The organism is Sciscionella marina DSM 45152, assembly GCF_000379465.1.
GTDB lineage: Bacteria > Actinomycetota > Actinomycetes > Mycobacteriales > Pseudonocardiaceae > Sciscionella > Sciscionella marina.
Window position 1 is genome coordinate 102,583 of record NZ_KB905392.1, and the last position, 25,169, is coordinate 127,751.

23 protein-coding genes and 3 pseudogenes are annotated in these 25,169 nt (G+C 67.8%); 17 read left to right on the forward strand and 9 right to left on the reverse strand.

Annotated features, from left to right (window positions below; genetic code table 11):
• Window positions 1–93 precede the first annotated feature (93 nt).
• Entirely contained in the window at window positions 94–1,185 is a 1,092-nt protein-coding gene (locus A37U_RS0117315) for a LacI family DNA-binding transcriptional regulator (RefSeq protein ID WP_020497920.1), read from the forward strand.
• Between the two features lie 238 nt (window positions 1,186–1,423).
• Here the strand turns inward: A37U_RS0117315 and A37U_RS44115 are convergent, their stop codons facing one another.
• On the reverse strand, window positions 1,424–2,344 hold the full coding sequence (locus A37U_RS44115; RefSeq protein ID WP_083933597.1) for a trypsin-like serine peptidase: 921 nt from the start codon (window positions 2,342–2,344) through the stop codon (window positions 1,424–1,426).
• A 44-nt stretch (window positions 2,345–2,388) separates the two neighbouring features.
• Window positions 2,389–3,300 (reverse strand): LysR family transcriptional regulator, encoded by a 912-nt coding sequence (locus A37U_RS51600; protein ID WP_020497922.1) that lies wholly within the window; start codon window positions 3,298–3,300, stop codon window positions 2,389–2,391.
• Window positions 3,301–3,448: 148 nt separating this feature from the next.
• Here A37U_RS51600 and A37U_RS0117330 point away from each other — a divergent pair, with 148 nt between their 5' ends.
• A complete protein-coding gene (locus A37U_RS0117330; protein WP_026197309.1) occupies window positions 3,449–4,762 on the forward strand; it encodes an MFS transporter in 1,314 nt (437 codons plus the stop codon).
• A gap of 1 nt (window position 4,763) precedes the next feature.
• On the forward strand, window positions 4,764–7,004 hold the full coding sequence (locus A37U_RS0117335; RefSeq protein WP_020497924.1) for an arylsulfatase: 2,241 nt from the start codon (window positions 4,764–4,766) through the stop codon (window positions 7,002–7,004).
• A gap of 13 nt (window positions 7,005–7,017) precedes the next feature.
• On the opposite strand, the gene A37U_RS0117340 is transcribed toward A37U_RS0117335, so the two are convergent.
• Window positions 7,018–7,800, reverse strand: a complete 783-nt coding sequence (locus A37U_RS0117340; RefSeq protein ID WP_020497925.1) for a helix-turn-helix domain-containing protein — start codon at window positions 7,798–7,800, stop codon at window positions 7,018–7,020.
• Between the two features lie 117 nt (window positions 7,801–7,917).
• Between A37U_RS0117340 and A37U_RS0117345 the strand changes: the two genes are divergently transcribed.
• Entirely contained in the window at window positions 7,918–8,268 is a 351-nt protein-coding gene (locus tag A37U_RS0117345) for a nuclear transport factor 2 family protein (protein WP_020497926.1), read from the forward strand.
• A gap of 107 nt (window positions 8,269–8,375) precedes the next feature.
• Here A37U_RS0117345 and A37U_RS54895 read toward each other — a convergent pair.
• Window positions 8,376–8,546, reverse strand: a pseudogene (locus A37U_RS54895) (acyl-CoA dehydrogenase family protein); the annotation flags it as partial.
• Window positions 8,547–8,573: 27 nt separating this feature from the next.
• Window positions 8,574–8,689, reverse strand: a pseudogene (locus tag A37U_RS53690) (phosphotransferase family protein); the annotation flags it as partial.
• Between the two features lie 186 nt (window positions 8,690–8,875).
• Here A37U_RS53690 and A37U_RS53695 point away from each other — a divergent pair.
• The 3 genes and pseudogenes from A37U_RS53695 (at window position 8,876) to A37U_RS0117355 (ending at window position 10,411) form a co-directional block, all read left to right on the forward strand.
• Window positions 8,876–9,172: a helix-turn-helix domain-containing protein gene (locus A37U_RS53695; RefSeq protein WP_240437605.1), complete on the forward strand. Its 297-nt coding sequence runs from the start codon at window positions 8,876–8,878 to the stop codon at window positions 9,170–9,172.
• A gap of 61 nt (window positions 9,173–9,233) precedes the next feature.
• Window positions 9,234–9,356: pseudogene (locus A37U_RS53700) on the forward strand (TetR-type transcription factor C-terminal domain-containing protein); the annotation flags it as partial.
• 104 nt (window positions 9,357–9,460) lie between these two features.
• The gene (locus A37U_RS0117355; RefSeq protein WP_020497928.1) at window positions 9,461–10,411 is read left to right on the forward strand and encodes an LLM class F420-dependent oxidoreductase; all 951 of its coding nucleotides are present in this window, start codon (window positions 9,461–9,463) and stop codon (window positions 10,409–10,411) included.
• 21 nt (window positions 10,412–10,432) lie between these two features.
• On the opposite strand, the gene A37U_RS0117360 is transcribed toward A37U_RS0117355, so the two are convergent.
• The gene (locus A37U_RS0117360; protein WP_020497929.1) at window positions 10,433–11,920 is read right to left on the reverse strand and encodes an aldehyde dehydrogenase family protein; all 1,488 of its coding nucleotides are present in this window, start codon (window positions 11,918–11,920) and stop codon (window positions 10,433–10,435) included.
• A gap of 44 nt (window positions 11,921–11,964) precedes the next feature.
• A complete protein-coding gene (locus tag A37U_RS0117365; RefSeq protein WP_020497930.1) occupies window positions 11,965–12,639 on the reverse strand; it encodes a GntR family transcriptional regulator in 675 nt (224 codons plus the stop codon).
• Between the two features lie 93 nt (window positions 12,640–12,732).
• On the opposite strand from A37U_RS0117365, the gene A37U_RS0117370 reads away from it, so the two are divergent.
• From A37U_RS0117370 to A37U_RS44120, 9 genes are all read left to right on the forward strand, one after another.
• Window positions 12,733–13,689 (forward strand): flavin reductase family protein, encoded by a 957-nt coding sequence (locus tag A37U_RS0117370; RefSeq protein ID WP_020497931.1) that lies wholly within the window; start codon window positions 12,733–12,735, stop codon window positions 13,687–13,689.
• A gap of 73 nt (window positions 13,690–13,762) precedes the next feature.
• Window positions 13,763–14,806, forward strand: a complete 1,044-nt coding sequence (locus A37U_RS0117375) for an LLM class flavin-dependent oxidoreductase (protein ID WP_020497932.1) — start codon at window positions 13,763–13,765, stop codon at window positions 14,804–14,806.
• Complete coding sequence (locus tag A37U_RS0117380) at window positions 14,803–15,585, forward strand: alpha/beta fold hydrolase (protein WP_020497933.1); 783 nt, start codon at window positions 14,803–14,805, stop codon at window positions 15,583–15,585. The genes A37U_RS0117375 and A37U_RS0117380 overlap by 4 nt, the downstream gene beginning before the upstream one ends.
• Complete coding sequence (locus tag A37U_RS0117385; protein ID WP_020497934.1) at window positions 15,569–15,967, forward strand: carboxymuconolactone decarboxylase family protein; 399 nt, start codon at window positions 15,569–15,571, stop codon at window positions 15,965–15,967. Before A37U_RS0117380 ends, A37U_RS0117385 begins: the two co-directional genes overlap by 17 nt.
• A gap of 2 nt (window positions 15,968–15,969) precedes the next feature.
• Window positions 15,970–17,031 (forward strand): extracellular solute-binding protein, encoded by a 1,062-nt coding sequence (locus tag A37U_RS0117390; protein WP_040587967.1) that lies wholly within the window; start codon window positions 15,970–15,972, stop codon window positions 17,029–17,031.
• Between the two features lie 5 nt (window positions 17,032–17,036).
• Window positions 17,037–17,909, forward strand: coding sequence for an ABC transporter permease (locus A37U_RS0117395; protein WP_157182880.1), 873 nt, complete (start codon window positions 17,037–17,039; stop codon window positions 17,907–17,909).
• 1 nt (window position 17,910) lies between these two features.
• Window positions 17,911–18,720, forward strand: a complete 810-nt coding sequence (locus A37U_RS0117400) for an ABC transporter permease (RefSeq protein ID WP_020497937.1) — start codon at window positions 17,911–17,913, stop codon at window positions 18,718–18,720.
• Between the two features lie 11 nt (window positions 18,721–18,731).
• Entirely contained in the window at window positions 18,732–19,847 is a 1,116-nt protein-coding gene (locus A37U_RS0117405; protein WP_020497938.1) for an ABC transporter ATP-binding protein, read from the forward strand.
• 53 nt (window positions 19,848–19,900) lie between these two features.
• Window positions 19,901–20,095, forward strand: coding sequence for a hypothetical protein (locus tag A37U_RS44120; RefSeq protein WP_051111664.1), 195 nt, complete (start codon window positions 19,901–19,903; stop codon window positions 20,093–20,095).
• On the opposite strand, the gene A37U_RS0117415 is transcribed toward A37U_RS44120, so the two are convergent.
• Window positions 20,092–21,342 (reverse strand): MFS transporter, encoded by a 1,251-nt coding sequence (locus A37U_RS0117415; protein WP_205622952.1) that lies wholly within the window; start codon window positions 21,340–21,342, stop codon window positions 20,092–20,094. The two genes, A37U_RS44120 and A37U_RS0117415, sit on opposite strands and share 4 nt — an antisense overlap.
• Window positions 21,343–21,460: 118 nt before the next feature.
• Between A37U_RS0117415 and A37U_RS44125 the strand changes: the two genes are divergently transcribed.
• Window positions 21,461–22,480 (forward strand): DMT family transporter, encoded by a 1,020-nt coding sequence (locus tag A37U_RS44125; RefSeq protein WP_169526892.1) that lies wholly within the window; start codon window positions 21,461–21,463, stop codon window positions 22,478–22,480.
• 16 nt (window positions 22,481–22,496) lie between these two features.
• Here A37U_RS44125 and A37U_RS0117425 read toward each other — a convergent pair whose 3' ends face one another.
• The gene (locus A37U_RS0117425; RefSeq protein WP_020497942.1) at window positions 22,497–24,920 is read right to left on the reverse strand and encodes a beta-glucosidase family protein; all 2,424 of its coding nucleotides are present in this window, start codon (window positions 24,918–24,920) and stop codon (window positions 22,497–22,499) included.
• Window positions 24,921–25,169: the final 249 nt, after the last annotated feature.

Genomic DNA, 25,169 nt, shown 5'->3' on the forward strand with positions numbered 1-25,169 from the left:
CCCTCGCCTGCTCACGGTGCGCACCGGAGGCACTCCACTGTGCGCAAAGGTTTGGCTATAACGTTTGCGCTATTTAACGAGGATGCCGGTCCGGTGTCAACCCGCCGCCCGGTACTGTGCGAATATGGCCTGGTGAACGGGGAACCACCGGAGCCGGAGAGGCGCAGCAGGCCACGCCGGGCCACGCTGGCGAAGGTCGCCGAGCTCAGTGGTTTCCACGTCTCCACGGTCTCCCGGGTGCTCAACGGCTCGACAGTCCCGAGCGTGCGTTCCGCCTCCGCTCCGGCGGCCGAGCGGATCCGCCAGATCGCCAGGGAGATCGGCTACGTGCCCAATGCCGCGGCGAGCGGGCTGCGCAGGCAGCGGACCCGGTTGCTCGGCGTCGTCATGGCCCGCCTTGCCGATACCGTGCTGGCGACCATCTACGAGGGAATCGAACTCGCCGCGCGGGACAACGGATTCCACTCCCTGGTGATGAACTCGTGGGACGACGAGGACACCAGGCGCGCCTGCATGGAGACCCTGCTCTCGCACAGTGTCGACGCCATGATCCTCGGGGATTCCCCCGTCGACGGCGGTTCGCTCGACCTACTGCTTGCCCGCGAAGTCCCGTTCATCCTGGTCAACCGGTTCGTCACGGGATACCCCTCGGTGACCTGTGACGACCGCCTCGGCGGTCGTCTCGCCGCGGAGCATCTGCTCGAGCTGGGGCACCGGCGGGCCGCGGTGGTCGCCGGGATGCCGTATGCGAGCAATGCCATCGAACGCACCGAAGGCTTCCTCGAGGTGTTCCGCGAAGCGGGTCATCCGGTTCCCGCCGAACGAGTCGCGCCGAGCACCTTCGATATCGCAGGCGGACGTCTCGGCGCGGAACGGTTGCTGCGCGCCGAGACTCCACCGACCGCGATCTTCACCGTCAGCGATCCCGCGGCACTCGGGGTCCTCGGCTGCCTGCGCGACCACGGAATCGCGGCGGGCAGCGGGATCTCGGTGATCGGGTTCAACGACATCCCGATGGCCGCCGAGCTCCACTCCCCACTGACCACCGTGCGCTCTCCCCTGCGCCGGATCGGTGAACAGAGCGTGCATCAGCTACTCGCTCTGATGCGCGGCGAACAGGTGCAGGACGTACGTTTTTCCCCTGAGCTGGTGGTCCGCGCGACCACAGCTCCGGCCGCGTCCTAGCCGAAACCCGACCACCGCGGGGCGCGGACCCGGCGATACCGCGGCGCCCCCGGCAACCGGTTCCGGCTGGCGTTCGAGCTGACGTGACCATGCAGGACCGGCCGGACATCCCGGCCCGTGATGATCACCGGCGCTGGGTGCGGAACCGGCAAGGAGCACAAGTGCGCCGGGGTTTCCGCAAGCCGGCCGCCGGGTTCTCCTCGTCCACGCGCCCTCTGAAGCGCCTGAACGGACGTGCTCAGCGAGCTCCGGCCTGGTCGTAGAGTGTCTTGCCCATGTCCTGCTCCGGTGCGCCACTGAGGGCGGTGGTGATCGGGTCACCGGTCCCCGGATCGATGCCCATGGTGCCCTGGCTGGTCACGGCGACAACGGTGCCGCTTCCGGTCTTGGGATCGAAATCGGTCAGCCAGGGGCCACCGCTGGATCCTCCGGCCATATCGCAGGGCGAGCTCCAGGTCCCGGTGCTGTCCGGCTCGGCCTTGACGTTGTCGCACCAGTACAGGGAATTCCCACGGGCCGTATGGGATCCCGGATAACCGAGGATGGCCGCCTTTCCCGGTTCGGCGCGGTCGAAGGAGATCCGTTGCGGCTCGGTCCGCTCGGCGAGATGGCTGCCGTGGTCCTGATCGAAGGCGATCATCGCGATATCCGGTGAGCTGTGCTGGGTGTACGACTCGGGAAGCAGGTACACCCGCGCCGCGAAGACCCCCTGCGGGCGTTGCCCGTCCCGATAACCGGGAACGAAAACGGCATTGGTGACCTTGATCTGGGTTCCATCCTTGGTCAGGCCGGGCCAGACGCAGTGGGCGGCGGTGGTCGCGAGATCCTTGTTGGCCCCGCCGACGGCGGTGGCGGTGCACCAGTGGTCTTCGCCGGGCACCTCGGTGAAGAACAGCCGCCCGACACCGTGCGGGATCGGGCCGGACCAGGGCCGGTTGACCGAACCGTCCGCCTCGCTCGACTTCGCACCGACCGCGCGCATCCGTTCGGGTGTCCAATGGGCGAGCGCTGCCTGACGCGCCGCCGGGTCGAACGTGCCGGTGTGCACGGCCGGACCCGGTTTGGCGGCGCCGGCGGCGGGTGCCGCTATCGCGAAGACCGTGAGGAGCAGGGCCGGGAGTACCGCGAGGCGCAGGCCGCGGCGAGCGAAACCGTTCACCTCGACTAGACGCGCGAACCCGCGATCGGTTGCCCGGCGGGAATTCACCGCGGTTGGGGCGGTGTCGAATCGAGTGCGTCCAGGAACGCGGCGGCCGCGGTCGACAGATGGCGTTTGCTGTTCCAGTAGACGTGGATCTCGCGGACCCATCGCGGTTGCGGCAACGGTTTGGTGAGCACATCACCGAACGCGGTGATACTCGCGGCCATCTCGCCGAGCAGCCCGATGCCGAGCCGGGCACGCACCAGCGCGATGACCGTCGTCGGATGCGCGACATTGGTGATCCGAGCCGGTGCGATGCCGCTTTCGGCGAGCCGGTCGGTGAAATCGGTCCACCCTTCGGCGGGTGCTCCGGTGACGATCAGCGAGCGATCCCGCAGCGCCGTGGGGCTCGCGTCGACATCGGCGAGCGGATGATCCGCCGGGACGGCGAGGTGGATGCGTTCATCGAAGAGGTGCCGCGACACGACTTCCTTGTGCCGCTGGGGAATATCGGCGACGCGCACCGCGAGATCGATGTCGAATCCGGCGACCGCGTCCTCCAGCCAGCCCGGATCACCCTCGTGCAGCTCGACCGAGACGCCGGTGTGGGCCGCACGAAACCGCTTGATGAGCGGGGCGAGCAGGACACCGCTGGCACCGGGGAAGCTGCCCACGATGACGTTGCCCTGCAGTGCGCCTTCGAGCGATTCCACGCTGTCCATCCCAGCCCGGACCTCGGCGAGCGCGGCCCGCGCGTGGGGTAGCAGCCGATGTCCGGCCTCGGTCAGATTGACGCCGCGGGCGCCGCGATCGAACAGCCGCACGTGCAGCACCTCCTCGAGTGCGGCGATGTGCGCGCTGACCCTCGGCTGGGCGCGTCGGGTCGTGCGGGCGGCCGCGGTGAAGGTCCCCTGGTTGACCACGGCGAGGAACGAACTGAGCCAGGAGAGCTGGATGTCCTCCGGAATAGCCATACGGAAAACCATATAGCTCTTATCGGAACTACGTTCTGGTCGTATCGCCCATGCGGGACTTAGGGTTCCTCCGGGAGCTCCCGCCGGTCGCGCGCAGCTCCGGACGTGCTCTTCGTCGTATGCCATCCGAGTGTGCTGGGAGCTGCCGATGTCGTCAGGGCAAACCGTCGTGGGCGAGCGAGCACCGGCTTCGATCAGGCGGGTCGCCGGTGCCAGCCTCGCCGGCGCGACCATGGAGTGGTACGACTTCCAGCTCTACGGCTGGTTGAGCGCGTTGGTGTTCAACAAACTGTTCTTCCCCGCGAGCGACCCGGTCGTCGGAACCCTGCTCGCGTTCGTCAGCTTCGGGGTCGGTTTTGTGGTCCGGCCGGTCGGGGCCCTGGTGTTCGGGCACATCGGAGACCGGATCGGCCGCAAGGCGACCTTGTTGGCCACCCTGCTGCTGCTCGGCCTGCCGACGGTGCTGACCGGGCTGCTTCCCACCTACGAGACGATCGGGGTCTGGGCGCCGATTCTACTGGTGTTCTTCCGGCTGCTACAGGGTTTCGGCCTCGGCGGCGAGTTCGGCGGCGCCGCCCTGATGGTCGTCGAGCACGCACCTCAGGGCAAACGCGGCTTCTGGGGTACCTGGGCGTGCATGGGCAATCCCGCCGGGCAACTGCTCTCGATCGTGGTCGTGTTCGCCTTCGTCGCGGCACTTCCCGAACAGCAGCTGCTCACGTGGGGCTGGCGGGTGCCGTATCTGCTCGGTGTCTTCATCCTGATCGCCGGACTGTATCTGCGATTCAAGGTGGTGGAGACGCCGGCCTTCGCGCGGATGAAGCAGTCCGGCGGTCCGGTGCGGATGCCGGTGCCCACCCTGCTGCGCCGCTACCCGCTCACGATCCTCAAGGCGTTCGGCGCGCGGGTGGCGGATGCCGGTACCTGGGCGGTGTTCATCGTGTTCGGCATCAGCTACCTCACCACCGGGCTGCAGCTGGCGAAACCGGTGGCACTGCTCGGCGTGGCGCTCGCCCTGGTGCTGCAGATGATCACGGTGCCGATCGCGGGCCGGTTCTCGGATCGCTACGGCCGGAAACCGGTGATCATGCTCGGCGCGGTGCTCGTCGGCCTCGCGGTGTTCCCCAGTTTTCTGCTGATGAACACGGCGAATCCGGTGCTGGTGTGCCTCGCGTTCCTGCTCGGTTTCCCGGTCGGGGTCGGCATGGTGTTCGCCCCGTCCGGCGCGATGCTTCCCGAACTATTCGACGCACGGGTGCGGTTCACCGGAACTTCGGTGGTGTTCCAGCTTTCTTCGCTCGCGGCCGGTTTCGTGCCGGCCATCGCGGCCTCACTGCTGTTGCTCGGCGGCGGAGAGCCCTGGCTGGTGTGCGGTTTCGTGGTCGTGCTCGCCGTGATCACCGGAGCCTGCACCCATTTCCTGCCGGAGACCTACCGGCGTGATCTGAATGAGGAGTACTGACTTGGCTGGCACTGAGTTCGGCGGGCACATCGGCCGCACGTACCGGGATTCCGTACCCTGGTGGCCCCAGCTGCGGGCCCCGGAGGCGAACAGCCCCAACGTGGTGCTGCTGCTGCTCGACGATGTCGGCTTCGGCAGCCTCGGCTGCTACGGAAGTGAGATCGCCACACCGAACATCGACCGGCTGGCCGGGCGCGGATTGCGGTACACCAACTTCCACACCACCGCCCTCTGCTCCCCCACCCGCGCCTCACTGCTGACCGGACGCAACCATCATTCGGTCGGGATGTCCATCATCGCCAATGCGGACAGCGGTTTCCCCAGCAAACGCGGCGCGGTCAGCCACAACGCGGGAACCATCGCCGAGATGCTGCGCGGCGAGGGCTACGCCACCTTCGCCATCGGCAAATGGCACATCGCCCCCGCGGACCAGACCTCGACCGCGGGACCGTTCGACCAGTGGCCACTCGGACGCGGGTTCGACCGGTTCTACGGTTTCCTGGACGCGGCCACCGACCAGTTCCACCCGGAACTGACCTACGACAACCACCGCGTGGATCCGCCCGCGAAACCGGAGGACGGCTACCACCTCACCGCGGATCTGGTCGACCACGCCAATTCCTTCGTGACCGACCAGGTCTCGCTCGCCCCGGACAAACCGTTCCTGCTGTACTTCGCGACCGGTGCGATGCATTCCCCGCACCAGGCCCCGGAAAACTATCTCGCCAAGTACCGCGGCGCCTACGACCACGGCTGGGACGCGGTGCGCGAGGCGAGATTGGCGCGGCAGAAGGAACTCGGCATCGTCACCCCGGACACCGAGCTGGCTCCGCGCAACCCGGGCGTACCCGCCTGGGGCGAGCTCCCCGGCGAGCGGCAACGGCTTTACGCCCGGTTCCAGGAAGCGTACGCGGCCTTCCTCGAACACACCGATCACGAGCTCGGCCGGTTCCTCGACCATCTCGAACGGCTCGGCCAGCTGGACAACACCGTTTTCGTGCTGCTCTCCGACAACGGGGCGAGCCAGGAGGGCCAGCACCACGGCTCGGTCAACATGGCCACCTACGAGAACGAGGAAATCGATTCGGTCGAATACAACCAGCGGTACTTCGAGGACATCGGAACCTGGCGGGTGCAGAACAACTATCCGCTCGGCTGGGCGATGACCGAGAACACCCCACTGAAGCGGTACAAACAGAACACCCATGCGGGCGGGGTGCGGGATCCGCTCATCATCTCCTGGCCGGACGGGATTTCCGCGCGTGGTGCGGTGCGCAATCAGTTCCACCATGTCGTCGACATCGTGCCGACCGTCCTCGAGGTCCTCGGCATGCGCGCGCCGGAGACCGTCGACGGCGTGCCGCAGATGCCGATACACGGAACCGGCATGCGCTATTCCTTCGAATCGGACGGCCCGAGCCGCAAACAGGTGCAATACTTCGAGATGTTCGGCAGCCGCGCGCTGTGGCAGGACGGCTGGAAAGCGGTCGCCTACCACGCCGCGGACACCCGCTACGAGGACGACGTCTGGGAGCTCTACCACCTCGATTCGGATTTCTCCGAATGCCACGATCTCGCCGCGCGCCATCCGGAACGGCTGCGCGCCATGATCGAGGAATGGTGGGCCCAGGCCGGCCGCTACGACGTCCTTCCGCTCGACGACCGCCGGTTCGCCGCGCGCAGAGCCGCGGCCAGCGCCCGACCGGACGCGGTGCGCAGCAGGAACCACATCACCCTGTGGGGCGGCTGCAGCCACGTGCCGAACGGGGCGACCCCGTTCATCCTCGACCGCTCGTACACCCTCACCGCGCACGTGGAGTGTGGCCCCGAGGACGAGGGCGTGCTCATCGCCTGTGGTTCGGTCGGCGGCGGATATTCCTTCTACATCAAGGATTCCCGGATCCACCACGACTACAACTACTACGGCGGGATCTACCGGGTCAGCGCACCGGTCGAGCTCACCACCGGTCCGCACACCTTCACCTATACGTTCCGCAAGACCGGGGCACTCGCCGGTGTCGGGCGGATCCTGTCCGGGGACCGGGTGCTGGCCGAGGTGGAAATGCCGGAGACTTCGCGATACTTCATGTCCTGGGGCGGACTGGATCTCGGCAGAGACGGCTGTTCACCGGTCAGTCAGGCCTACTCCGGGGAATTCCCGTTCACCGGAACGATCGACCGGGTCGTTTTCGATCTGGAGGACGACACCGAACAGGTCGGTGATTACGAACCGCAGGACTGAGGCGCCGCGCCCGTCAAGCAGTCGCAGCACCGAGCAGTTCTTTCGTCCGTGCGTCGGCGGGCAGGAATGTCTCCAGGTGCAGGCCTTCCAGGGTGGCGTCGGTCGCCGTGGCCAGCCGTGCCGAGGTGCTGAAGAAGCGCAGCGTTCCACTGTCGGTGGCAAGGTCGAGGGTGAGCACGGGACTGGCAGGTGCCGGGGTCCGGGGCAGATCCGCCAGGTAGTTCGTGACTTCCTCAACCAGTTCACGATGCCGTGCCGCGCCGGTGCGCTCGGCCCGGTACCGGAGCTGCTGATGCAGGTGCGCGGCCCACTGGCCACGGTTGACGATCCGGGAGGCGAGGCCGTCCGGGTGCAGGCACAGCCGGATCACGTTGATCGGCGGCTGCACCAGTTCGGTGGCACAACCGGCGAGCAGGACGTCCACCGCCGTGTTCGCGTCGACCACTTCCCAGTAGTCGTCCAGTAACAGGGCCGGGTACGGCAGGTGCGCGTCGAGCAGACCGCGAAGCCCGTCGAGCACCACCGCGTTCGAGCTGTCCCCGAGTGGCTGATCGGTGTACCGGGGCGCGTACCCACCGGCGAGCAGCAACTGGTTGCGCTCCCGGATCGGGATATCGAGGTGCTCCGCCAGATGCAGCAGCATCTCCGGTGTCGGCCGGGCCTTCCCGGTCTCCACTCGGCTCAGGTGCCTTGCCGACACGGTGGACAGCTCGGAGAGCTCCTGCTGGCTGAATCGGCGCCGCTCCCGCCAGCTGCGCAACAACGGGCCGACGGGACGGGCAGCGGCTGCGGTCATACCGGAAGTCTAGGACCTCGACGACGGGATTCCATGACCTCAGAGGTCATGGACCGGCTGCGCGGTACGGGCCAATCTTGTCCCGTCAGCAAAACCGAACTTCGGAAAGGACACGTCATGCAGACCGTTGTCGAGAACTACCTGGCCACCTGGAACGCCACCGGTGCGGAGCGGACGAGGCTGCTCGCCGAGCACTGGGCCCCGGAAGCCGGCTACACCGATCCGTTGGCCGAGGCCCGCGGCCACGGAGACATCGGCGCCGTCATCGAACAAGTGCAGCAGCAGTTCCCCGATTTCGTCTTCTCCCCTGTCGGCGCCGTCGACGCACACCACAAGCAGATGCGTTTCCAGTGGGGTCTCGGACCGCGGGGCGCGGAGCCGGTCGTGATCGGATTCGATGTGCTCGTTCTCGACGACCAGGACCGGATCGCGGATGTGCGCGGCTTCCTGGACAAGGTCCCCGGCTGAGCTGCACCGGCACGGTGCACCGTGGCCCCGGCAACTCGATCAGTTCGGGCAACTTCGTCCGCTGCTGTCCGGGGGGCGCCGAAGGCGAGCTGCTCGGCTTTGGCTCGTTTGAGGGACAGACGCGCGGGGTGCTCCCAGGTCATGCCGATACCGCCGTGGAGCTGAATGGCTTTCTCCGCGGCGGTGACGGCGAGATCACCGCAGCAGACTTGGGCGATGGCGGCCGCGGTCGCACTGTCGGGGTCCCTGGCGTCTGAAATCCGGTGCCAGACCAGCATCAGCGCCGGATCGGTGATCCGGTCCTCGGGCAGGTCCCGGCCGCGCGAGGTGTCCAGCTGCTTCCTCCTGCGGTGCCCTGTCGGGCCAGAAACCCTTGCGGACGGCCGAAATCCGTGAGCCCCACCGCCGCCGGATCCACGGTGCGAACAGGCGGTAGCGACGATCACGGCCTCGGGCATGAACACTCCCGCGTGTCATGACTACGCGCTTGCTTATTCGGTAGCGTGCTGGACGAGAGAACCGATCGTCACGGGCCAGCCTACTGCCGATTCGAGTCGGGACGTCACGCACACATGTCGTCGAGGTCGACACCGGACGAGGGAAAACAATGAGGCGCGCTCGCCTGCTGGACGCGGCCACATCCGCGTTCGCCAAGCGGGGCTTCCATGGGACCACGACGCCGGACATCGCCGAGACCGCCGGGATGAACCCGGCCGCGCTGTACGTGCACCACAAGTCCAAGGAGGAGCTGGTCTACCTCATCTCCCGCTCGGGGCACGAAACACCCTGCGGATCATCCGCCAGGCGATCGACTCGGCCGGGGATCCGGCGGCGGCGCGGCGTGCCGTGGTCCGCGATTTCGCCGCCCACCACGCACAGGGCCACACCGGGGCACGGATCGTGACCACGAGCCGGCGGCTCTCACTCCCGCGCACCACGCCGAGATCAGCGCCATCCGGCACCGGATCCAGGACGAGGTCCGCGCGCTCGTCGAGCGCGGCGCCGCGGCGGGCGTCTTCGACGTCCCCGATCCGTCCATGGCGGCGGTCGCCGTGCTCTCCCCCGGTATCGACATCGCCCGCTGGTATCACGAGGAGGGCCATTGGTCCCCAGCGAACGTCGGCGAGCACTACGCCGAGATCGCCTGCGCATCGTCGGCACCCACTGATCCGGCGCGCGTAGCTTGGTGGCCGTGGACTTCCGAATCTTCACCGAACCCGAGCTGGGCGCCGGTTACAGCGAGCTGCTGCGGGTCGCCCGGCTGGCCGAGGAAACCGGTTTCGAGGGCTTCTTCCGTTCCGACCACGTGCTGGCCATGGACGGATCCGAGGGTCTGCCCGGCCCCACCGACGCCTGGACCACGCTGTCCGCGCTGGGGCGCGAGACCACGCGGATCCGGCTCGGCACCCTGGTCACGGCCGCGACCTTCCGGCTGCCGGGCATGCTCGCCATCACCGTCGCCCAGGCCGATGAGATGTGCGGCGGCCGGATCGAGCTCGGTCTCGGCGCGGGCTGGTTCGCCGCCGAGCACGCGGCCTACGGCATCCCGTTCCCCTCCGTGCACGAACGGTTCGACCGGTTCACCGAGCAGCTGGAGATCCTGAGCGGACTGTGGGCGACCCCGCCCGGTGCACGGTTCTCCTACGCGGGCACGCATTACACGCTCACCGACTGCCCGGCACTGCCCCGCCCGGTGCAGCAACCCGGACCGCCGGTGATCATCGGCGGATACGGGCCGCGGCGCACACCCGCGCTGGCCGCCCGCTTCGCCGCCGAGTTCAATCTGACCTTCGCCTCGATCGACACCGCAGTCGAACAGTTCGAGCGGGTGGACGCCGCCTGCCGCAGCGCCGGGCGGGAACCGGCGAACCTGCCCCGGTCGATCGGGCAGACACTGGCTCTCGGCCGCACCGACGCCGAGATCGCCGAGCGCGCCCTGCCCGCGGCGGCTCCGGAGAACATGCGGACCAACGCACTGGCCGGCTCACCGGCGCAGGTGGTCGACGCTATCGGCCGGTGGCGCGAGCGCACCGGAATCGACCGGCTCTACCTGCAGATCCTCGATCTCGCCGACCTCGGCCACATCGAGCTCTTCGCGGCGGAGGTCATGCCGCAGCTCGCGGCCGAGGGCACGCCAGGCTGAGGATCACGGTCGATTTCCGGATCAGTGGCCGATTTCGCTGAACACGGATTGGGTTTCGAGGAACAGATCGAGGCCATCCGGTCCGAGTTCCCGGCCCCAGCCGGATTGTTTGAAGCCGCCGGTGGGCATGGTGACGTCGGCGAGACCGTGCACGTTGATCCCGACCCGGCCGGCGCGGATCCGGCCGGCGACCCGGTGCGCGCGGCCGATATCACGGGTCCACACCGAGGCCGCCAGCCCGAATTCGGTGTCGTTGGCCGCCGCGACGACCGAATCTTCGCCGGTGAAGCGCTGGGCGGCGAGTACCGGCCCGAAGATCTCCTCGCGGGCGACCGCCATCGAGGCGTCCACTCCGGTCAGTACCGTGGGCTCGACGAAATACCCGGGTGCGCGGCTTCCCCCGCCACTGAGCACCGTGGCACCGTCGGCGACACCGGCTTCGATGTATCCCAGGATCCGGTCGCGCTGCTCCTGCGAGATCACCGGGCCCATCTGCGACCCGGCGTCCTGGCTGTATCCGAGCCGGATCCCGCGGCCGATCTCGGCCACCGCCTCGGTGACGGTGTCGAAGATGGAGTCGTGGACGAACAACCGTGAGCCCGCCGTGCAGATCTGCCCGGAGTTCGAGAAGATCGCCGCCGCCGCTCCCTCGACGGCTTTGTCCAGGTCCGCATCCCCGAAGACGATCACCGGTGATTTTCCGCCGAGTTCAAGCGAGACCTTTTTCAGATTGCCCAGGGCGGCCTGCACGATCAGCCGCCCGACTTCGGTGGATCCGGTGAAGGCGATCTTGTCGACTCCCTCATGCTCGGCGAGCCGGGCTCCGGCGACGGCTCCGTCGCCGGTGACGATGTTGACGACCCCGGAGGGAAACCCTGCTTCCTCCAGCAGTGGGGCGAGCATGAGCGCGGTGAGCGGGGTCTGTTCGGCGGGCTTGAGAATGACCGAGCAGCCGGCCGCCAGCGCGGGACCGAGTTTCCACGCGGCCATCAGCAGCGGCGAGTTCCACGGAATGATCAGCCCCGCCACGCCGATGGGATGCCGCGCGGTGTAGGCGTGATAGGTGCCGTTGCCGGTGTGCAGGCGCTCCGAACGCCCCGAGATCTTGTCCACCCATCCGGCGTAGTACCGCAGGCAGCGCGCCGCTTCCGGAACCATGCCCTGGCGCGCCTTGTGGTACGGCATCCCCTGATCGAGGCTTTCGGCGAGCGCGAAATCATCCGCGTACTCGTCTATCAGGTCCGCAAGGCGCCACAGCACCCTGGCCCGTTCCGGAGCCGGTTTCGCCGCCCACCGGCCGTCCTCGAAACTCGCCCGGGCGGCGCGCACCGCCGCGTCCACGTGGCCGGCATCCGCCTCCGGAACCTGGACGAGCCGTTCCCCCGTTCCCGGGTCGACGACCGTGCGCGTGTTTCCGGAACCGGAATACTCACCACCGATGAGCATCGACCACTCCTGGTCGAAATCGGCGGCGCCCCGCGCATTACGAACTCGATTGTGCGATGTCATACGAGGAATTCCTTTTCTCGGCGCGTCATTGCGGCACGGATGATTCAGGAAGACATCTGGTCGGCGGCCTCGTTGTAGGCCTGCGCCGCATTGCGTACGTGCTGCGCGCACAGCTCACGAGTTCGTTCGGCTTTCCCGGTAACGGCCGCTTTCACGATCGCGCGAATTTCCTTGATCATCTGGTCGGTCCGGCCGGGTTGCGCGAGCGAAAGCGACCGCACCAGGGTCGCCCGCATGTTCATTCCGTGCAACTGGCGACTCAGTTCCGAATTCCGGCTACCGGCCATGAGCACTTCGTAGAACCGCGCTTTCGCCCGCAGCACATCCACGACTTCCGGGACCGCATCGGCGACCTCGGCGCAGGCCGATTCGAGGGCGTCCCGATCGTGCTGGTCCGCGTTCTCGGCGAACAGATAACCGGCAAGGCCTTCCAGTGCCTCCCGGACCTCGTAGATTTCCCGCGCCTCGTCCCTGGTCAGTGTCGCCACGAAGCTGCCGCGACCGGTGGAGGAAACCACGAGTCCTTCGCTCTGCAACTGGCGAAGGGCTTCCCGGACGGTGGCCCGGCTCGCGGTGGTGCTCTCGCACAGTTCCCGCTCGACCAGCATCTGACCGGGCCGCAGCTCCAGATTCGATATCGCGCGGCGCAACTCGGCGGCAACCTGATCCCGGATCAATGCCGGTGGCCGCTCGATCGCGCGCAGCGAGTAGCTCGTCATCTCCGCATCTTCTCAACTCTTGTTCTATCTGACAACTGCTTGCTACTGTCACCTGTAAGACAGCTGTTGACCGTTCTTCAATGAGGAGGAACCGTGGCTGATCCGCATCGCAAGCTGTCCGAATCCGAACTACGGGCCCTGCGTCAGGCACTCGGAACCTTCGTCACCGGGGTCACCATCGTCAGCACCCGCGCCGAAGACGGTTCGTGGCGCGGGATCACGGTGAACTCGTTCACCTCCGTCTCCCTGCGCCCGCCACGGGTACTGGTCTGCGTGGACAACCGCGCCGCGAGCTTCCCGGTGTTCACCGCCGCCAGTGGTTACGTGATCAATATCCTCGGCGCCGAGGACCAGGAACTCGCCACCCGGTTCGCGAGCAAGCGCTCGGACAAGTTCGACGGGATCGAAGTCGACCAGAGCCCGCTCGGGCACCCGATACTGCGGGCCGCCACCGCATGGATCGAATGCCGCAGGGCCGAGACGATCGATATCGGCGACCATGCCGTGCTGTTCGGTGCCGTCACCGATTACGCCGAGCGCGGCGGGCAGCCGCTGGCGTTCCATCAGGGCCGGTTCGTCAGCTTCGCCCCCGCCCCGCAACTCGCCGACTCCGGCGGCGAGGGCCAGGCCATCCGCGCCGGTTGGATCGTCGAGACACCACAGGGATCGGTCGCGCTCACCCACCTGCCGGATGGGCGGCTGGCCATCCCGACGGCGCCGGTGCACGCCCGTCAGCTCAGTGAGCGCAGCCTCTGCCGGGAAGGAACTGCCCTGGTCGGAGCGCCGATGACCATCGAGTTTCTCTACTCCGCCTACAACTCCGAGACCTCCGGCCGGCTGACCATGGTCTACCGCTCGACCACCGGAAAGGGGCGGCTGGACTCCGACCGCGCCTCGCTCTATCCGTTGACCGAGACGACCCTGAGCCGGATCGCGTCCACTGTGGAGCGCTCCATTCTGCGGCGCTATGCCCGGGAGCGGGAGGGGCCGACGTTCGGCATCTACTCCGGCACCGAACTCAGCGGCAACGTCGTGCAGCTCTCCGGCTGACCAGATCCCGGAGCCCGGCACCCGAACCCAACGACAACGACAACGACGACGACGACGACGACGAAGGGTCATCATGAAGTTCGCTTTGATGCTCGATCTCGGCCGTATCGACGCGCGGATCTCCACCGCGGAATTACGCGACCGCGCCAATGAAATCGTGGAGTTCGCGGACCGATCGGGATTCGACACGGTCTTCTGTGGCGAACACCATGGACATGAGCTGACGATGGCGCCGAACCCGCTGGCGCAACTGGCGGCGTGGTCGCAGCGCGTCGAGCGGATCCGCCTCGGTACGGCGGTATTGTGCGCCCCCTACTGGCACCCGGTCCGGCTGGCGGGCGAAGCGGGACTGGTGGATCTGCTCAGTGACGGCCGCCTCGAACTCGGCATCGGGCGCGGTGCCTACACCTACGAGTTCGCCCGCATGGCCGGCGGAATCGCCCCGGAAATCGCGCGGGAAAGCCTGGCCGAGCTGGTGCCCGCGCTGCGCGGACTCTGGGCGGGCGACTACGCCCACGATGGCGCCAAGTACAGCTTTCCCGCGACGACGTCGACACCGAGGCCGACCCAGCCCGGCGGTCCGCCCCTGTGGATCTCCGCCCGTCACCCGGAACTGTTCGAACTGGCGGTCCGGGAACGCTGCAACGTCATGGTCGCACCGCTGAACATGCCCTTCGAGGAAGTGGTCTCGTTGCGCGAACGGCTGGACAAGGCCGTCGCTTCGGTCGGAAACGGGCATGTGCCGCGCATGATGACGCTGCGGGACGCATTCGTGTACGAGGATCCGGGGCAGTGGGAGGTCGGCCCCGACGCCGCGCTCGCCCGAGAGCCGTACTTCAACTCGCTGTTCCAGTCCGACGGTGAGGTGCACGAGGGCTTCGTACATCCGTACCAGAAGCCGGGAACACAGCCGCCGACAGCCGAGGAACTGTGGCAGAACCTGGTTTTCGGGACACCGTCCCAGGTGATCGAGAAACTGCACCGGTACGAACAGGCGGGTACCGACGTCTTCCTGTACGGCGCGACGTTCGGCGTACCGCACGAACTCGAGATGCGCAGCCTGGAACTGTTCGCCGAGCAGGTGATCCCGGCGTTCGCCACCGGGGAACCCCGATGAGCCCGGCACCCGGCATACACACCCTCTTCGAGTCACCGGGCAACGAGGCGACGCCCTGCGTACTGATCCACGGTGTCGGCAGCGATCTGGGTTCTTGGAACGCCATCGCCGGACAGCTGACCCTGTACGCCCCGGTAGTACGCCAGGATCTGCGCGGGCACGGCCGTTCGCACTCTCCCGCCGGAACCTGGGACATCGACGACTTCGCCGCCGATCAGCTCGAAGTCATGGATCACCTCGGGATCAAGGCCGCGCACGTCATCGGATTCTCCCTCGGCGGGCTGATCGCCCAGCGCCTGGCGGCGCGCCATCCGGAGCGGGTACGGAGCCTGGTGACGATCTCCGCGGTAGCGGGCCGCACACCGCAGCAGCGGGCCGCCGTCCTGGACCGGCTCGACCGGATCGAGAACGATGGCCCCGAGGCGGTCGCCAAGGAAAGCGTCGAACGGTGGTATTCGGCCGAATACCTGCACGCGCACCCCGAGGTTCGGGACCGGACACTGGCCCGGATGGCCGCGCTGGACCCGGATTCCTACGCCCGCGCGTACCGCGTGCTGGCCACCACGGATCTGGCCGCCGAGCTCGGCACGATCACCGCCGCGACCCTTGCCATGACAGGAGAACTCGATATCGGCTCGCCACCGGAGATGACCCGGCGCATCGCCGAAAGCGTGCGCACCGGCAGACACGTGGTGTTCCCCGGAGTACGGCATTCGATTCTGTCGGAAATTCCCGACCTCATCACCAAGGAGATTCTCGACCATGTCCGAGACTGTTGACGGCCAGGACATCCACGACGCCGGAATGAAGGTCCGCAGGACCGTGCTCGGCGCGGACTATGTGGACAAGGCCGGGGCCCACGCCGATGACCTCACCGTCGAGTTCCAGCGATTCCTCACCACCTACTGCTGGGGTGAGATCTGGACCGACGAACGGCTGAGCCGGCAACAGCACAGCCTCGTCGTGCTCGCGATCGCGGCCGCGCTCGGCCGGGTCAACGAGTTCGAGGCCCATGCCAAGGGCGCCTTGCGGAACGGGGTCACCCCGGACCAGTTGACCGCGGTGCTCCGCCAGATCGCGGTCTACGCCGGGGTTCCCGCCGCCGTCTCCAGCCAGGCCGCCCTGCGCAGGGCGATCGACGAGCACTGCCGGGGCGAATGACCATGGTGGTGACACGTCGGGGATTTCTGGGCGGTGGCGCCGCGCTGCTCGGCGGCACCGCCCTGTCGGCCTGCGGGATGACCGCCACCTCGGGCAAGCAGACCCTGACCATGGTGACCTGGGGCGGCACCACCGGCGAGGGCTATCAGAAACTGGTCGCCACCCCGTTCCAGAAGATGACCGGCATTCCGGTCCGGGTGACCGCGCCGGTCGACTACGGCCGCTATCGAGCGCAGCAGAAAAACGACCGGATCACCTGGAACTGGATCGACTTCGAAGGCTGGTACACCTTCCAGCACCAGGAGTGGTGGGCGAATATCGGCAACGAGGTCGTCACCGGAGACGTGCACGACTACATCGAGCTTCCCGGTGGCAGCAAACCCGTCCTGCCGTGGGGAATCGCCAGCGGCAGCTACTGTTTCGCCATCGCCTACCGCACCGATCATCCCGGAAGACACCCGCGCTCGTGGAGCGAATTCCTCGATCCGCGCGCGGTTCCGGGCAAACGCAGCATCTACAACTGGCCCTTCGGCATGCTGGAGATAGCGCTGCTCGGCGACGGCGTCCCCTATCGGGACCTGTATCCGCTCGACATCGATCGCGCGATCGGCAAACTCGATTCGATCAAGGGTTCGCTGACGTTCTGGAATTCCGGTGCCGAGCTGCAACAACAACTCTCGGCGGGTACCGCTCCCTTCGCGTTCGCGTGGAACAACCGCGCCGCGGCGGTGGCGCGCGCCGGTAAACCGGTGGCGCTCGAATGGCAGGACAATCTGCAGGACGGTGGATACGACGTGGTCGCGGCCAACGATCCGCAGAAAGACGAGACGGTCCGGCTACTGCGCTACATGAACCGTCCCGACGTCATCGTCGGCAGATCCCGAGCGACCGGGTACAGCCCGACAACGCACACCGCTCTGCGGAAGATGAGCCCGGCCGAACGCCAGTGGCTCAACCTCGAACCAGCCCATCTCGCCAAGGCAGTCGGATCGATCGATCTCTCGTGGTGGGCCAAGAATTTCGACGAGGCCACCGACAAATGGAACACCTGGGCAAGCGCATGAACACCATGACAACGGCAACGACCCGGCCGAGCACCGCACGCAGCCCGGACACCAAACGACGCCGGGAACGCACCTGGTTGCTCACCCTTCCCGCGCTCGCACTGGTCATCCCGGTCTTCCTGATCCCGACCGTGCTCGTCCTCTCGACGGCGTTCACCGAAGCACCGGCCGGACTCAGCCACATCCGGGATGTCTTCACCTCCTCGCTCGCGCTCGGCGTGCTGGGGCGCAGCCTGTCCGTCTCGCTGATCGTGACCGTGATCAGCCTGGTGCTCGCGCTGCCGTACGCGATGTTCGTCGCGAAAGCGGGGGCGCGCCTGCGGAACCTGTTCCTCGGCGCGGTCCTGTGCACCCTGTTCTTCAGCGTCATCGTCCGCGCCTACGCCTGGCTTGCACTGCTCGGCAAGGGTGGCCCGATTCCCGAGGCACTGCACGCGATCGGGCTCATGGGGGCCGACGGCTCGCTGGCCCACACGCGTACCGCGACGATCATCGCGATGACCCAGTACGGCGTCCCGTACATGTTGCTGGCACTCTACGACAACATTCGCAGACTGGACCCCGCACTGGAACGCGCAGCGGCGATCTGCGGTGCCAACCGGGTCACCCGGTTCCTCCGGGTCTCACTCCCGTTGATGCTGCCCGGAATCGCTTCGGGATCCATCATCGTGTTCGTGACGACCCTGGGGTACTACATCATTCCCGCCGTCGTCGGTTCGCCACAGGACATGATGGTCGGCCAGCTCATCAGCGTACAGATCAACACCGCGACCAACTGGGGGTTCGGCGCGGCGATCGGTGCCGTGCTCGCCGTGGTGGCTCTGGCGTGCTTCGTGCTGTTCCGGCTCGTCGGCCGCCTGGAACGGAGGTACCGGTGACATGGACTCCAAACTGCTGCGCGCGATCAACACCGTCTACGCCTGCCTGCTGGCACTGTTCCTGATCGTGCCGAGCCTGGTGGTGATCCCGCTCGCGTTCAGCACCAGCCAGTTCCTCGAATTCCCGCCACCGGGATTCTCCACCCGCTATTTCCAGGAATTCTTCGCGGACATGCAGTGGCGAACCGCGCTGCAACGCAGCCTGAATGTCGCACTCGTCTCCGTGCTCATCTCGCTGCCGATCGGGGTGGCCGCCTCCTGGTGGCTGGTCCGCGGACGTTCCCGGTTCAAGAACCTCGTGGAATCCACCCTGATGCTGCCGATGATGATCCCGATCGTGGTGTTCGGGCTCGGCGCCTATCTGATCCTGTTGCGGTTCCATCTGGTCGGGAACCTCTGGATGGTCGCAGCCACCCATGCCGTGCTGGAGATACCCTTCGTCGTGCTGACCGTCACCGCGGCACTGCAGACCTTCGATTTCCGCCTGGTGCGCGCGGCGCGGGTCTGCGGAGCCGGATCGTTCACCGCCTTTCGCAGTGTGGTGCTCCCGATCATCGCACCCGCGGTCGGTGCCGGAGCCCTGATCGGGCTGATGACCTCGTTCGACGAGGCCGTGATCGCCCTGTTCATCGCCGGTGACACGCTTCCGACCCTGCCGGTGCAGATGTTCAACAGCATCACCTACGACGTGAATCCGCTCGTACCGGTGGCGGCGACCGTGCTGACGGTCGTCACGCTGGTGCTCCTGCTCGCCGCCCTGTTGCTCGTGCGGTGGTCGCGAAAACGCACCGATATCCAGATCCGACTGTAGGGATTCCGTCCATGTCCACCAGTTGTCAGAGCACCGCCGGTTCGCTCACCCTCACCGGTATCGGCAAGAACTACGGCGCCGTCACCGCGGTCCGGGACATCGATCTCTCGGTCGGCCAAGGAGAATTCGTGTCCCTGCTCGGGCCGAGCGGTTCGGGCAAGACCACCACGCTCAACATCATCGCCGGATTCGAGGCCCCGGACGTCGGTTCGGTGGCCCTCGCCGAACGCGACATCACCCGGCTGCCGACGCACAAACGCAACCTCGGCATGGTGCTGCAAGGATACGCGCTCTTTCCGCACATGACCGTCGCGGAAAACGTGGGATTCCCGCTCAAGGTCCGCCGGAAGGCCCGGCCCGCGGCGAAAAAACGCATCGAGGAGGCACTCGAGATCGTCGGTCTCGGGCAGCTGCGCGACCGCTACCCGCGACAGCTCTCCGGCGGCCAGCAGCAGCGCGTCGCGGTGGCGCGGTCGATCGTGCACAAACCGCCGGTGTTGCTCATGGACGAACCGTTGTCCGCGCTCGACCGGTCCCTGCGCAAACAGATGCAGGCCGAACTGCGCAGGGTGCACCAGGAAGTCGGCACCACCATCATCTACGTCACCCACGATCAGGACGAAGCGCTCGGGCTCAGCGACCGTACCGTCGTCATGCGCGATGCCCGGGTCCGCCAGATCGGCAGCCCCCGCGAGATCTACGAGCGACCGGCCGATGACTTCGTAGCCGGTTTCGTCGGCGCCGCCACTTTCCTCGACGTGCACTGCCTCGACGTGTCGCCCGGCCACGTCACCACCCGCGCCGGTTGCGGGCAGCCGATTCGGGGCAGCGCCACGGATCGGGTCAGTCCGGGCGACAGACTCCGGGTCGTGCTGCGCCCCGAGGACGCCCATCTGATCCCCGACCCGGCCCGGCAGTGGAACACCTTCGCGATCACGGTCACCGAGAAGGTGTTCCTCGGCGATCGTGTGCTGTGCACCGGAACCCTCCCCTCCGGGGAACGCTGCTCCTTCTGGATCTCGCACGACGAGGACCGCGAGATCCAGATCGGCAGGCCAACCGAGATCGCCTGGCCTGCCGAACGCAGTGTGCTCGTCCGAATCGCCGACGACCAGACCGGCCACTGACCGTACCGGGTCACTTCAATTCCAGTCGCCTCAAGGGATGCGCGTCACCGATCGTGGAACTCATGCCGTGCGTGCTGGACGGCCGTGCCGCTCCCGTGCTGTTCGAGCGGCTGGCCGCGGAACGGAACCGCCTCAACAGCTGCATCACCGATCTGGCCCGCACCAGGGACCGGCTCGATTCGATCATCACCGCCGCGGGAACGAATAGGCACACCGGTGCGCCCTGCCGGGCGCGGGCCACCGCCTAACGGAGCACGGTATTCCCCGTCACGAGCGCGATCCTCGGCTGGGCGACGAGCACGACGGCCACGGCGACCATCGGGACGAGCGCGGCGGTGCCCGCGGTGACCCAAGTGGTCGCGGTCGCCAGTGAATGCCCGAGCGTGATCAGGCCGACCACGACCGCGGGACATCCCGCACCGAGATAGAAGGCCAGGTGCAGCGCACCGGTGATGGCGCCGCGCTTGTCCGCCGGGGCGACGACATCGATGGCACTCGCCGCCCCGCCGTAGGCCAGGCCGTGCCCGCACCCGGCGACCACGGCCGCGATCAGAGTGACCGCTACCGAGCCACCGGCGGTCGCGGCGAGCAGACCGAGGCTCACCAGAAGCGCGCCGAGCCCGGACAGCTGCGCCGCCCGGGTTCCGATCCGCGGCACGAACGGCTGGGTCAGCACCGAACAGATCAGCACCGCCCCCAGGACACAGCCGACCAGGGCGGTACCGGCCTGCATGGTCCTGGTGAGCAGGGTCGGGATCACGGCGAGGAACAGACCGGCGACCGTCCAGGCGAGAAATCCGCTCGCCGCGGCCGTGGCGAACAACCGGCGCATCCCACAGGGAACCTCCGGTAACGCCGGTTTCCACCGCAGTGCCGCGGGCACCGAGGCATCGAGGCCAGCCACCCGGCACCACCCGAATCCGAGCAGCACCAGGTGAAGCACGAACGGAACCAGGTGCGGAGCCGGGGCGTACTCGGCGAGAAAACCACCCGCGACCGGTCCGGCAGCGGTACCGGAGACGAACGCGATACTGGCCAGCACTGCCCCGCTGCCCGCCCGGCGGCCACCGCTGCGCGCACTGATCAGCGCACCCGCCGCACCGGTGGCCGCCCCGAGGGCGAATCCCTGCGCAGCCCGCCCGGCCAGCAACCACGCAGGCCCCGAGGCGAACAGGAAACAGGCCGAGCCGAGCGCCGCCAGCAGCAGGCTCGCCCGCAGCACCAGCCGGGGCCCCACCGCATCGGAGACCGAGCCGCACAACACCAGTGCGGGCGCGCTGACCAGTGCGAAGGTCGCGTACACCACCGTCATCAGCAGATCGCCGATCCCGAACATCGCCTGGTACCCCGGATAGAGCGGGCTCGGCAGATAGGCGCCCGCGGTCAGCACGACCAGCATGTACACGGCAGTCCGCAGCTGGCTCCGATCAGCGGATCGCCCGGCGGGGACCGTATGTGCGGCAAGGGAAAGGGAACGAGGGTTCGGCTGCGTCACGCTTTCCAAGCTGCCATCTCCGCACCGCAGGCGGCATCAAACGTTCCAGGACGGCACCGTGCAACGCGATTGCACGATCGACCCGGCTCACACCCGGCCGCCGCGCCGGTGCGACTCGTTGACCGAAGTCCAGTCCCTGTACGACCATCTGGGCGATCCATCCGCGACCACAGCCCCGGAGACCGACCTCGTGCCGCCGAACCGCAGAGCCGAAGACCCGGAAGCGAGCCCCCCGAGCACGCGACAACCCGATCCGCCGGATTCCCGGTCCACCGGCAACGGCATCGCGTTCCTCAGCGTGGTCGTCGCGGCGCTGATCATGGCGGCCTCCTACACCTTCACCAAGGTCGCGCTCCGCGATGTGCCTCCGCTGACGATCGGGCTCATCCGGTTCGCCATCGCCGCCGCGATCCTCGCGGTGTGGGCGCACTGGATCAAGCGTTATCCGGAACCGTCCCGCACGGATCGCCGGCGGCTCGCACTCGGCGGCATCCTCGGATTCACCCTGTACTTCAGCATCGAGAACTTCGGCATCGAGCTGGCCACTCCGACCGATGCGGCCTTGCTCGTCGCCTCCTATCCGGCCCTCACCGCGCTGCTCGACCTGATCCTGCACCGCCGCCGGACGCCACCCCGCGAGCTCGCCGGGATCGTGCTCGCGATCGCGGGTGTCTTCCTCGTGGTCGGGTTCAACGGGACCGGCGGTCACGCCCGGCTGCTCGGGGACATCCTGCTGATCGTCAGCGGCATCGTATGGGCCCTCTACAATTTCGCGACCCGGGATGTGGCCGGGCGCTACCCCACTCCGCAGATCGTCTACTACCAGGTGCGCGTCGGTGCGCTCGCCTTCGTTCCGCTCGCGCTGATCGAGATCGGCGACTGGCACGCACCACACTCCCCGACGGCCACGATGACCAGCCTGCTGCTGCTCGCGGTGATCTGTTCCATCGCCGGGATGGGCTGCTACGCCCACGGACTGACCCGGCTCCGGCCCAGCACCGCGGTCAACATTCTCAACCTGATCCCGGTTTTCGGCATCCTGATCGCCTGGTTGATGGTCGGCGACCAGGTCACCCCGCTGCAGATCCTCGGGGGTGCCGTTGTGGTCCTCGGTGTCACCGTGACCAGCCGGAAGTGATCACCGTGGCGTGCGGCTACCGTACGGTGACGGTCGTGGCCAGCGGCAGATCCGTCGCGCAGCGGCCGAGCAGCAGCTCGAACTCCCCCGGTTCATAGCGCCAGCCTTGGTCCCAGTGCGCGAAGGAGCGGGCGGGAACCGGGATGTCCACGGTCACGGTCTGCCCCGGATCCGCGTGCAGCACGGTGAATCCCGCGAGCCAGCGCGCCGGACGGTCCACAGTGGACTCCGTTCGTGCGGCGTACACCTGCGCCACGCATTTCCCTGGACGGGTACCGGTGTTGGTCACGGTGGCCTGGACGGTGACCGGTTCTCCCCCGGTGATCGGGGAATCGGCACGGATGATGTCGAAGGAGAAACCGGTGTAACCGAGACCGTGCCCGAAAGGCCAGGCGGGCTCACGGCCGGATCCGAGCCAGGCGCGGTACCCGATGTGCACCCCCTCCGGATAACGCAGTTCGCCGTCGACCGGCGTGACATCGAGCACCGGGACATCCGCCTCGGCGCCCGGCCAGGTGGTCGGCAGCCGGCCGCCCGGTTCGGACGCGCCGAGCAGCACATCGGCGAGCGCGGCCCCGAATTCCTGGCCACCGAACCAGCCGAGCAGGATCGCGGCGACCTCCGCGCGCCAGGGCATGAGCACCGGGCTGCCCGCCTCGACAACGACCACGGTGCGCGGGTTGACCGCGGCCACCGCGCGCACCAGTTCATCCTGCGCGCCGGGAAGGGCGAGGTTCTTCCGGTCGTGGCCCTCGCTTTCCACCTCGGTATTGGTGCCGACGAACACCACCGCGGTCTCGGCCTCACGTGCCGCGTCGACCGCCGCCGCGATGCCGTCCGCCACCGGAATGACCGCCGTCTCGGTGCCGAGCGTGATCGCCAGCGCGTGCAAGGTCCCGGACAGTTCGCCGATGGTGTACCGCACCGTGAGCTCCACCTCGCTTCCGGCGTTGAGGGCGAGCGGGATGATCGCGCTCGGTGGCTCGAACAGGGCCGCCGCCGGATTGTCCGCATCGACGGCGAGTTCGGTGTCCAACACGGTTTTCCCGTCGGCGTGCACTTCCACCCGGCCGGCACAGGCGATCCCGGGCCGGGCGGAGTCCTGCGCCCGGTACCGGGTGCGCAGTTCGAGTACGACCGCGCCGTCGGGTGCGTTGCCCAGCCAGCGCAGCGCGGGAGACCGGCGGTTCTCGGTGCGCAGTTCGCCTCCCGTCGCGTCGAGGAACCTGGCCCGCAGCCCGGGTTCCCCGGAAACCGGATCGGTCAGCGAATCGAGCGGCAGTTCGGCGATCCCCTCCTGCACCGGAACTCCGCGGCTGAAGCGCAGCCGGTCCGGCCCCAGCGCCGCGCGCAGGCCGTCGAGCGGGCTGCTGACCTGTTCGGGCAGCACGGTGGCGCTGCCGCCACCCTGGGTACGTGGCCACGCCGCGGGTTCGCCGATCAGCGCGACCGATCGCGGTCCGGTATCGGACCAGGGCAGTTCATTGTCGTTGCGCAGCAACACCATGCCGTCCACACACCGCTCTCTGGCGAACGCGCGGCCGTCGACCGAGGGCGCGGCCGCGACGGGTTCCCCGCCTTCCAGCGCACCGACCCGCGCGGCCAGCCGGAGCAGCCGCAGTACCTTCTCGTCCACCGCCTCCTCGGGAACCCGGCCGTCCGCGACCGCTTCGACGAGGGCAGCACCCCAGGCGCCCTTCGGCCCGGGCATGACCAGATCCTGCCTGGCGCGGGCACTGGTCTCGGTACTGCGCACCGCCTGCCAGTCGGAGACGACCACCCCGTCGAAACCCCATTCCCGGCACAGCGGATCCTCGAGCAGCGGGTGCTCGGTCATCGTGGTGCCGCCCACCGCGTTGTAGGCCGACATGACCAGCCAGCTGCCCGCCTCGGTGACCACGGTCTCGAACGGTGCGAGGTACAGCTCGTGCAGGGCGCGTTCGCCGAGAGCGACCGAGGCGGTCAACCGTTCGGTCTCGAAATCGTTGGCGACGAAGTGTTTCGGGCTCGCCGCGACACCGTGGTCCTGCAGTCCGCGGACATAGCCCGCGGCGATTCTCCCGGTCAGCAGCGGATCCTCGGAGAAAGCCTCGAAATGCCTGCCGCCCAGCGGGCTGCGGTGCAGGTTGATCGTCGGCCCGAGCACGATGTGCACTCCCTTGCGCCACGCCTCGGCGGCGAGCGCGGTGCCGTATCGGTAAGCGGCCCCGGGATCCCAGCTCGCCGCGAGCGCGCTCGCCGAGGGTAGATTCAGCGAGGGCGAGCGTTCGTCCCAGGTCTCCCCGCGCACTCCGGACGGGCCGTCGGACAGCACCATCCGCCGCAGCCCGATGGCCGGTTCGGCGTGCGTGCTCCAGAAGTCCGCACCGGTGAGCAACCGCACTTTCCGGTCCAGGCTGAGCTTTTCCAGCAGGGCACGGAGCTTCTGTTCATCAGGCATGGGCTCGTCCTTGTCGGCTACGGCGGCGGGCACGACCTGGTGAAAGCGTACTCGCGGCGACGAGCAGGCCGGGGCCGCGCCGGAGCGCATCACCGGCCCCGGTGATTTTCCGTCCCGGAGCTGCCACCCGGGTCCGCACAAAAGCTGCACAACGGATACAGCAAAGACTTCCGTGGCAGAAGTCTTCATTGTGGACTTCACATTTTGACGCGTAGTACCGAGTCATACGCTCTTGGTCGCCGAACCGGA

What these genes read in the sequence shown, in the direction of transcription:
- A37U_RS51600 (WP_020497922.1), bottom strand. Translation starts at nt 3,300, where the DNA reads ATGGCTATTCCGGAGGACATCCAGCTCTCCTGGCTCAGTTCGTTCCTC.
- A37U_RS0117330 (WP_026197309.1), top strand. Translation starts at nt 3,449, where the DNA reads ATGTCGTCAGGGCAAACCGTCGTGGGCGAGCGAGCACCGGCTTCGATC.
- A37U_RS0117340 (WP_020497925.1), bottom strand. Translation starts at nt 7,800, where the DNA reads ATGACCGCAGCCGCTGCCCGTCCCGTCGGCCCGTTGTTGCGCAGCTGG.
- A37U_RS0117345 (WP_020497926.1), top strand. Translation starts at nt 7,918, where the DNA reads ATGCAGACCGTTGTCGAGAACTACCTGGCCACCTGGAACGCCACCGGT.
- A37U_RS53695 (WP_240437605.1), top strand. Translation starts at nt 8,876, where the DNA reads ATGAGGCGCGCTCGCCTGCTGGACGCGGCCACATCCGCGTTCGCCAAG.
- A37U_RS0117360 (WP_020497929.1), bottom strand. Translation starts at nt 11,920, where the DNA reads ATGACATCGCACAATCGAGTTCGTAATGCGCGGGGCGCCGCCGATTTC.
- A37U_RS0117365 (WP_020497930.1), bottom strand. Translation starts at nt 12,639, where the DNA reads ATGACGAGCTACTCGCTGCGCGCGATCGAGCGGCCACCGGCATTGATC.
- A37U_RS0117375 (WP_020497932.1), top strand. Translation starts at nt 13,763, where the DNA reads ATGAAGTTCGCTTTGATGCTCGATCTCGGCCGTATCGACGCGCGGATC.
- A37U_RS0117380 (WP_020497933.1), top strand. Translation starts at nt 14,803, where the DNA reads ATGAGCCCGGCACCCGGCATACACACCCTCTTCGAGTCACCGGGCAAC.
- A37U_RS0117385 (WP_020497934.1), top strand. Translation starts at nt 15,569, where the DNA reads ATGTCCGAGACTGTTGACGGCCAGGACATCCACGACGCCGGAATGAAG.
- A37U_RS0117390 (WP_040587967.1), top strand. Translation starts at nt 15,970, where the DNA reads ATGGTGGTGACACGTCGGGGATTTCTGGGCGGTGGCGCCGCGCTGCTC.
- A37U_RS0117395 (WP_157182880.1), top strand. Translation starts at nt 17,037, where the DNA reads ATGACAACGGCAACGACCCGGCCGAGCACCGCACGCAGCCCGGACACC.
- A37U_RS0117400 (WP_020497937.1), top strand. Translation starts at nt 17,911, where the DNA reads ATGGACTCCAAACTGCTGCGCGCGATCAACACCGTCTACGCCTGCCTG.
- A37U_RS0117405 (WP_020497938.1), top strand. Translation starts at nt 18,732, where the DNA reads ATGTCCACCAGTTGTCAGAGCACCGCCGGTTCGCTCACCCTCACCGGT.
- A37U_RS0117425 (WP_020497942.1), bottom strand. Translation starts at nt 24,920, where the DNA reads ATGCCTGATGAACAGAAGCTCCGTGCCCTGCTGGAAAAGCTCAGCCTG.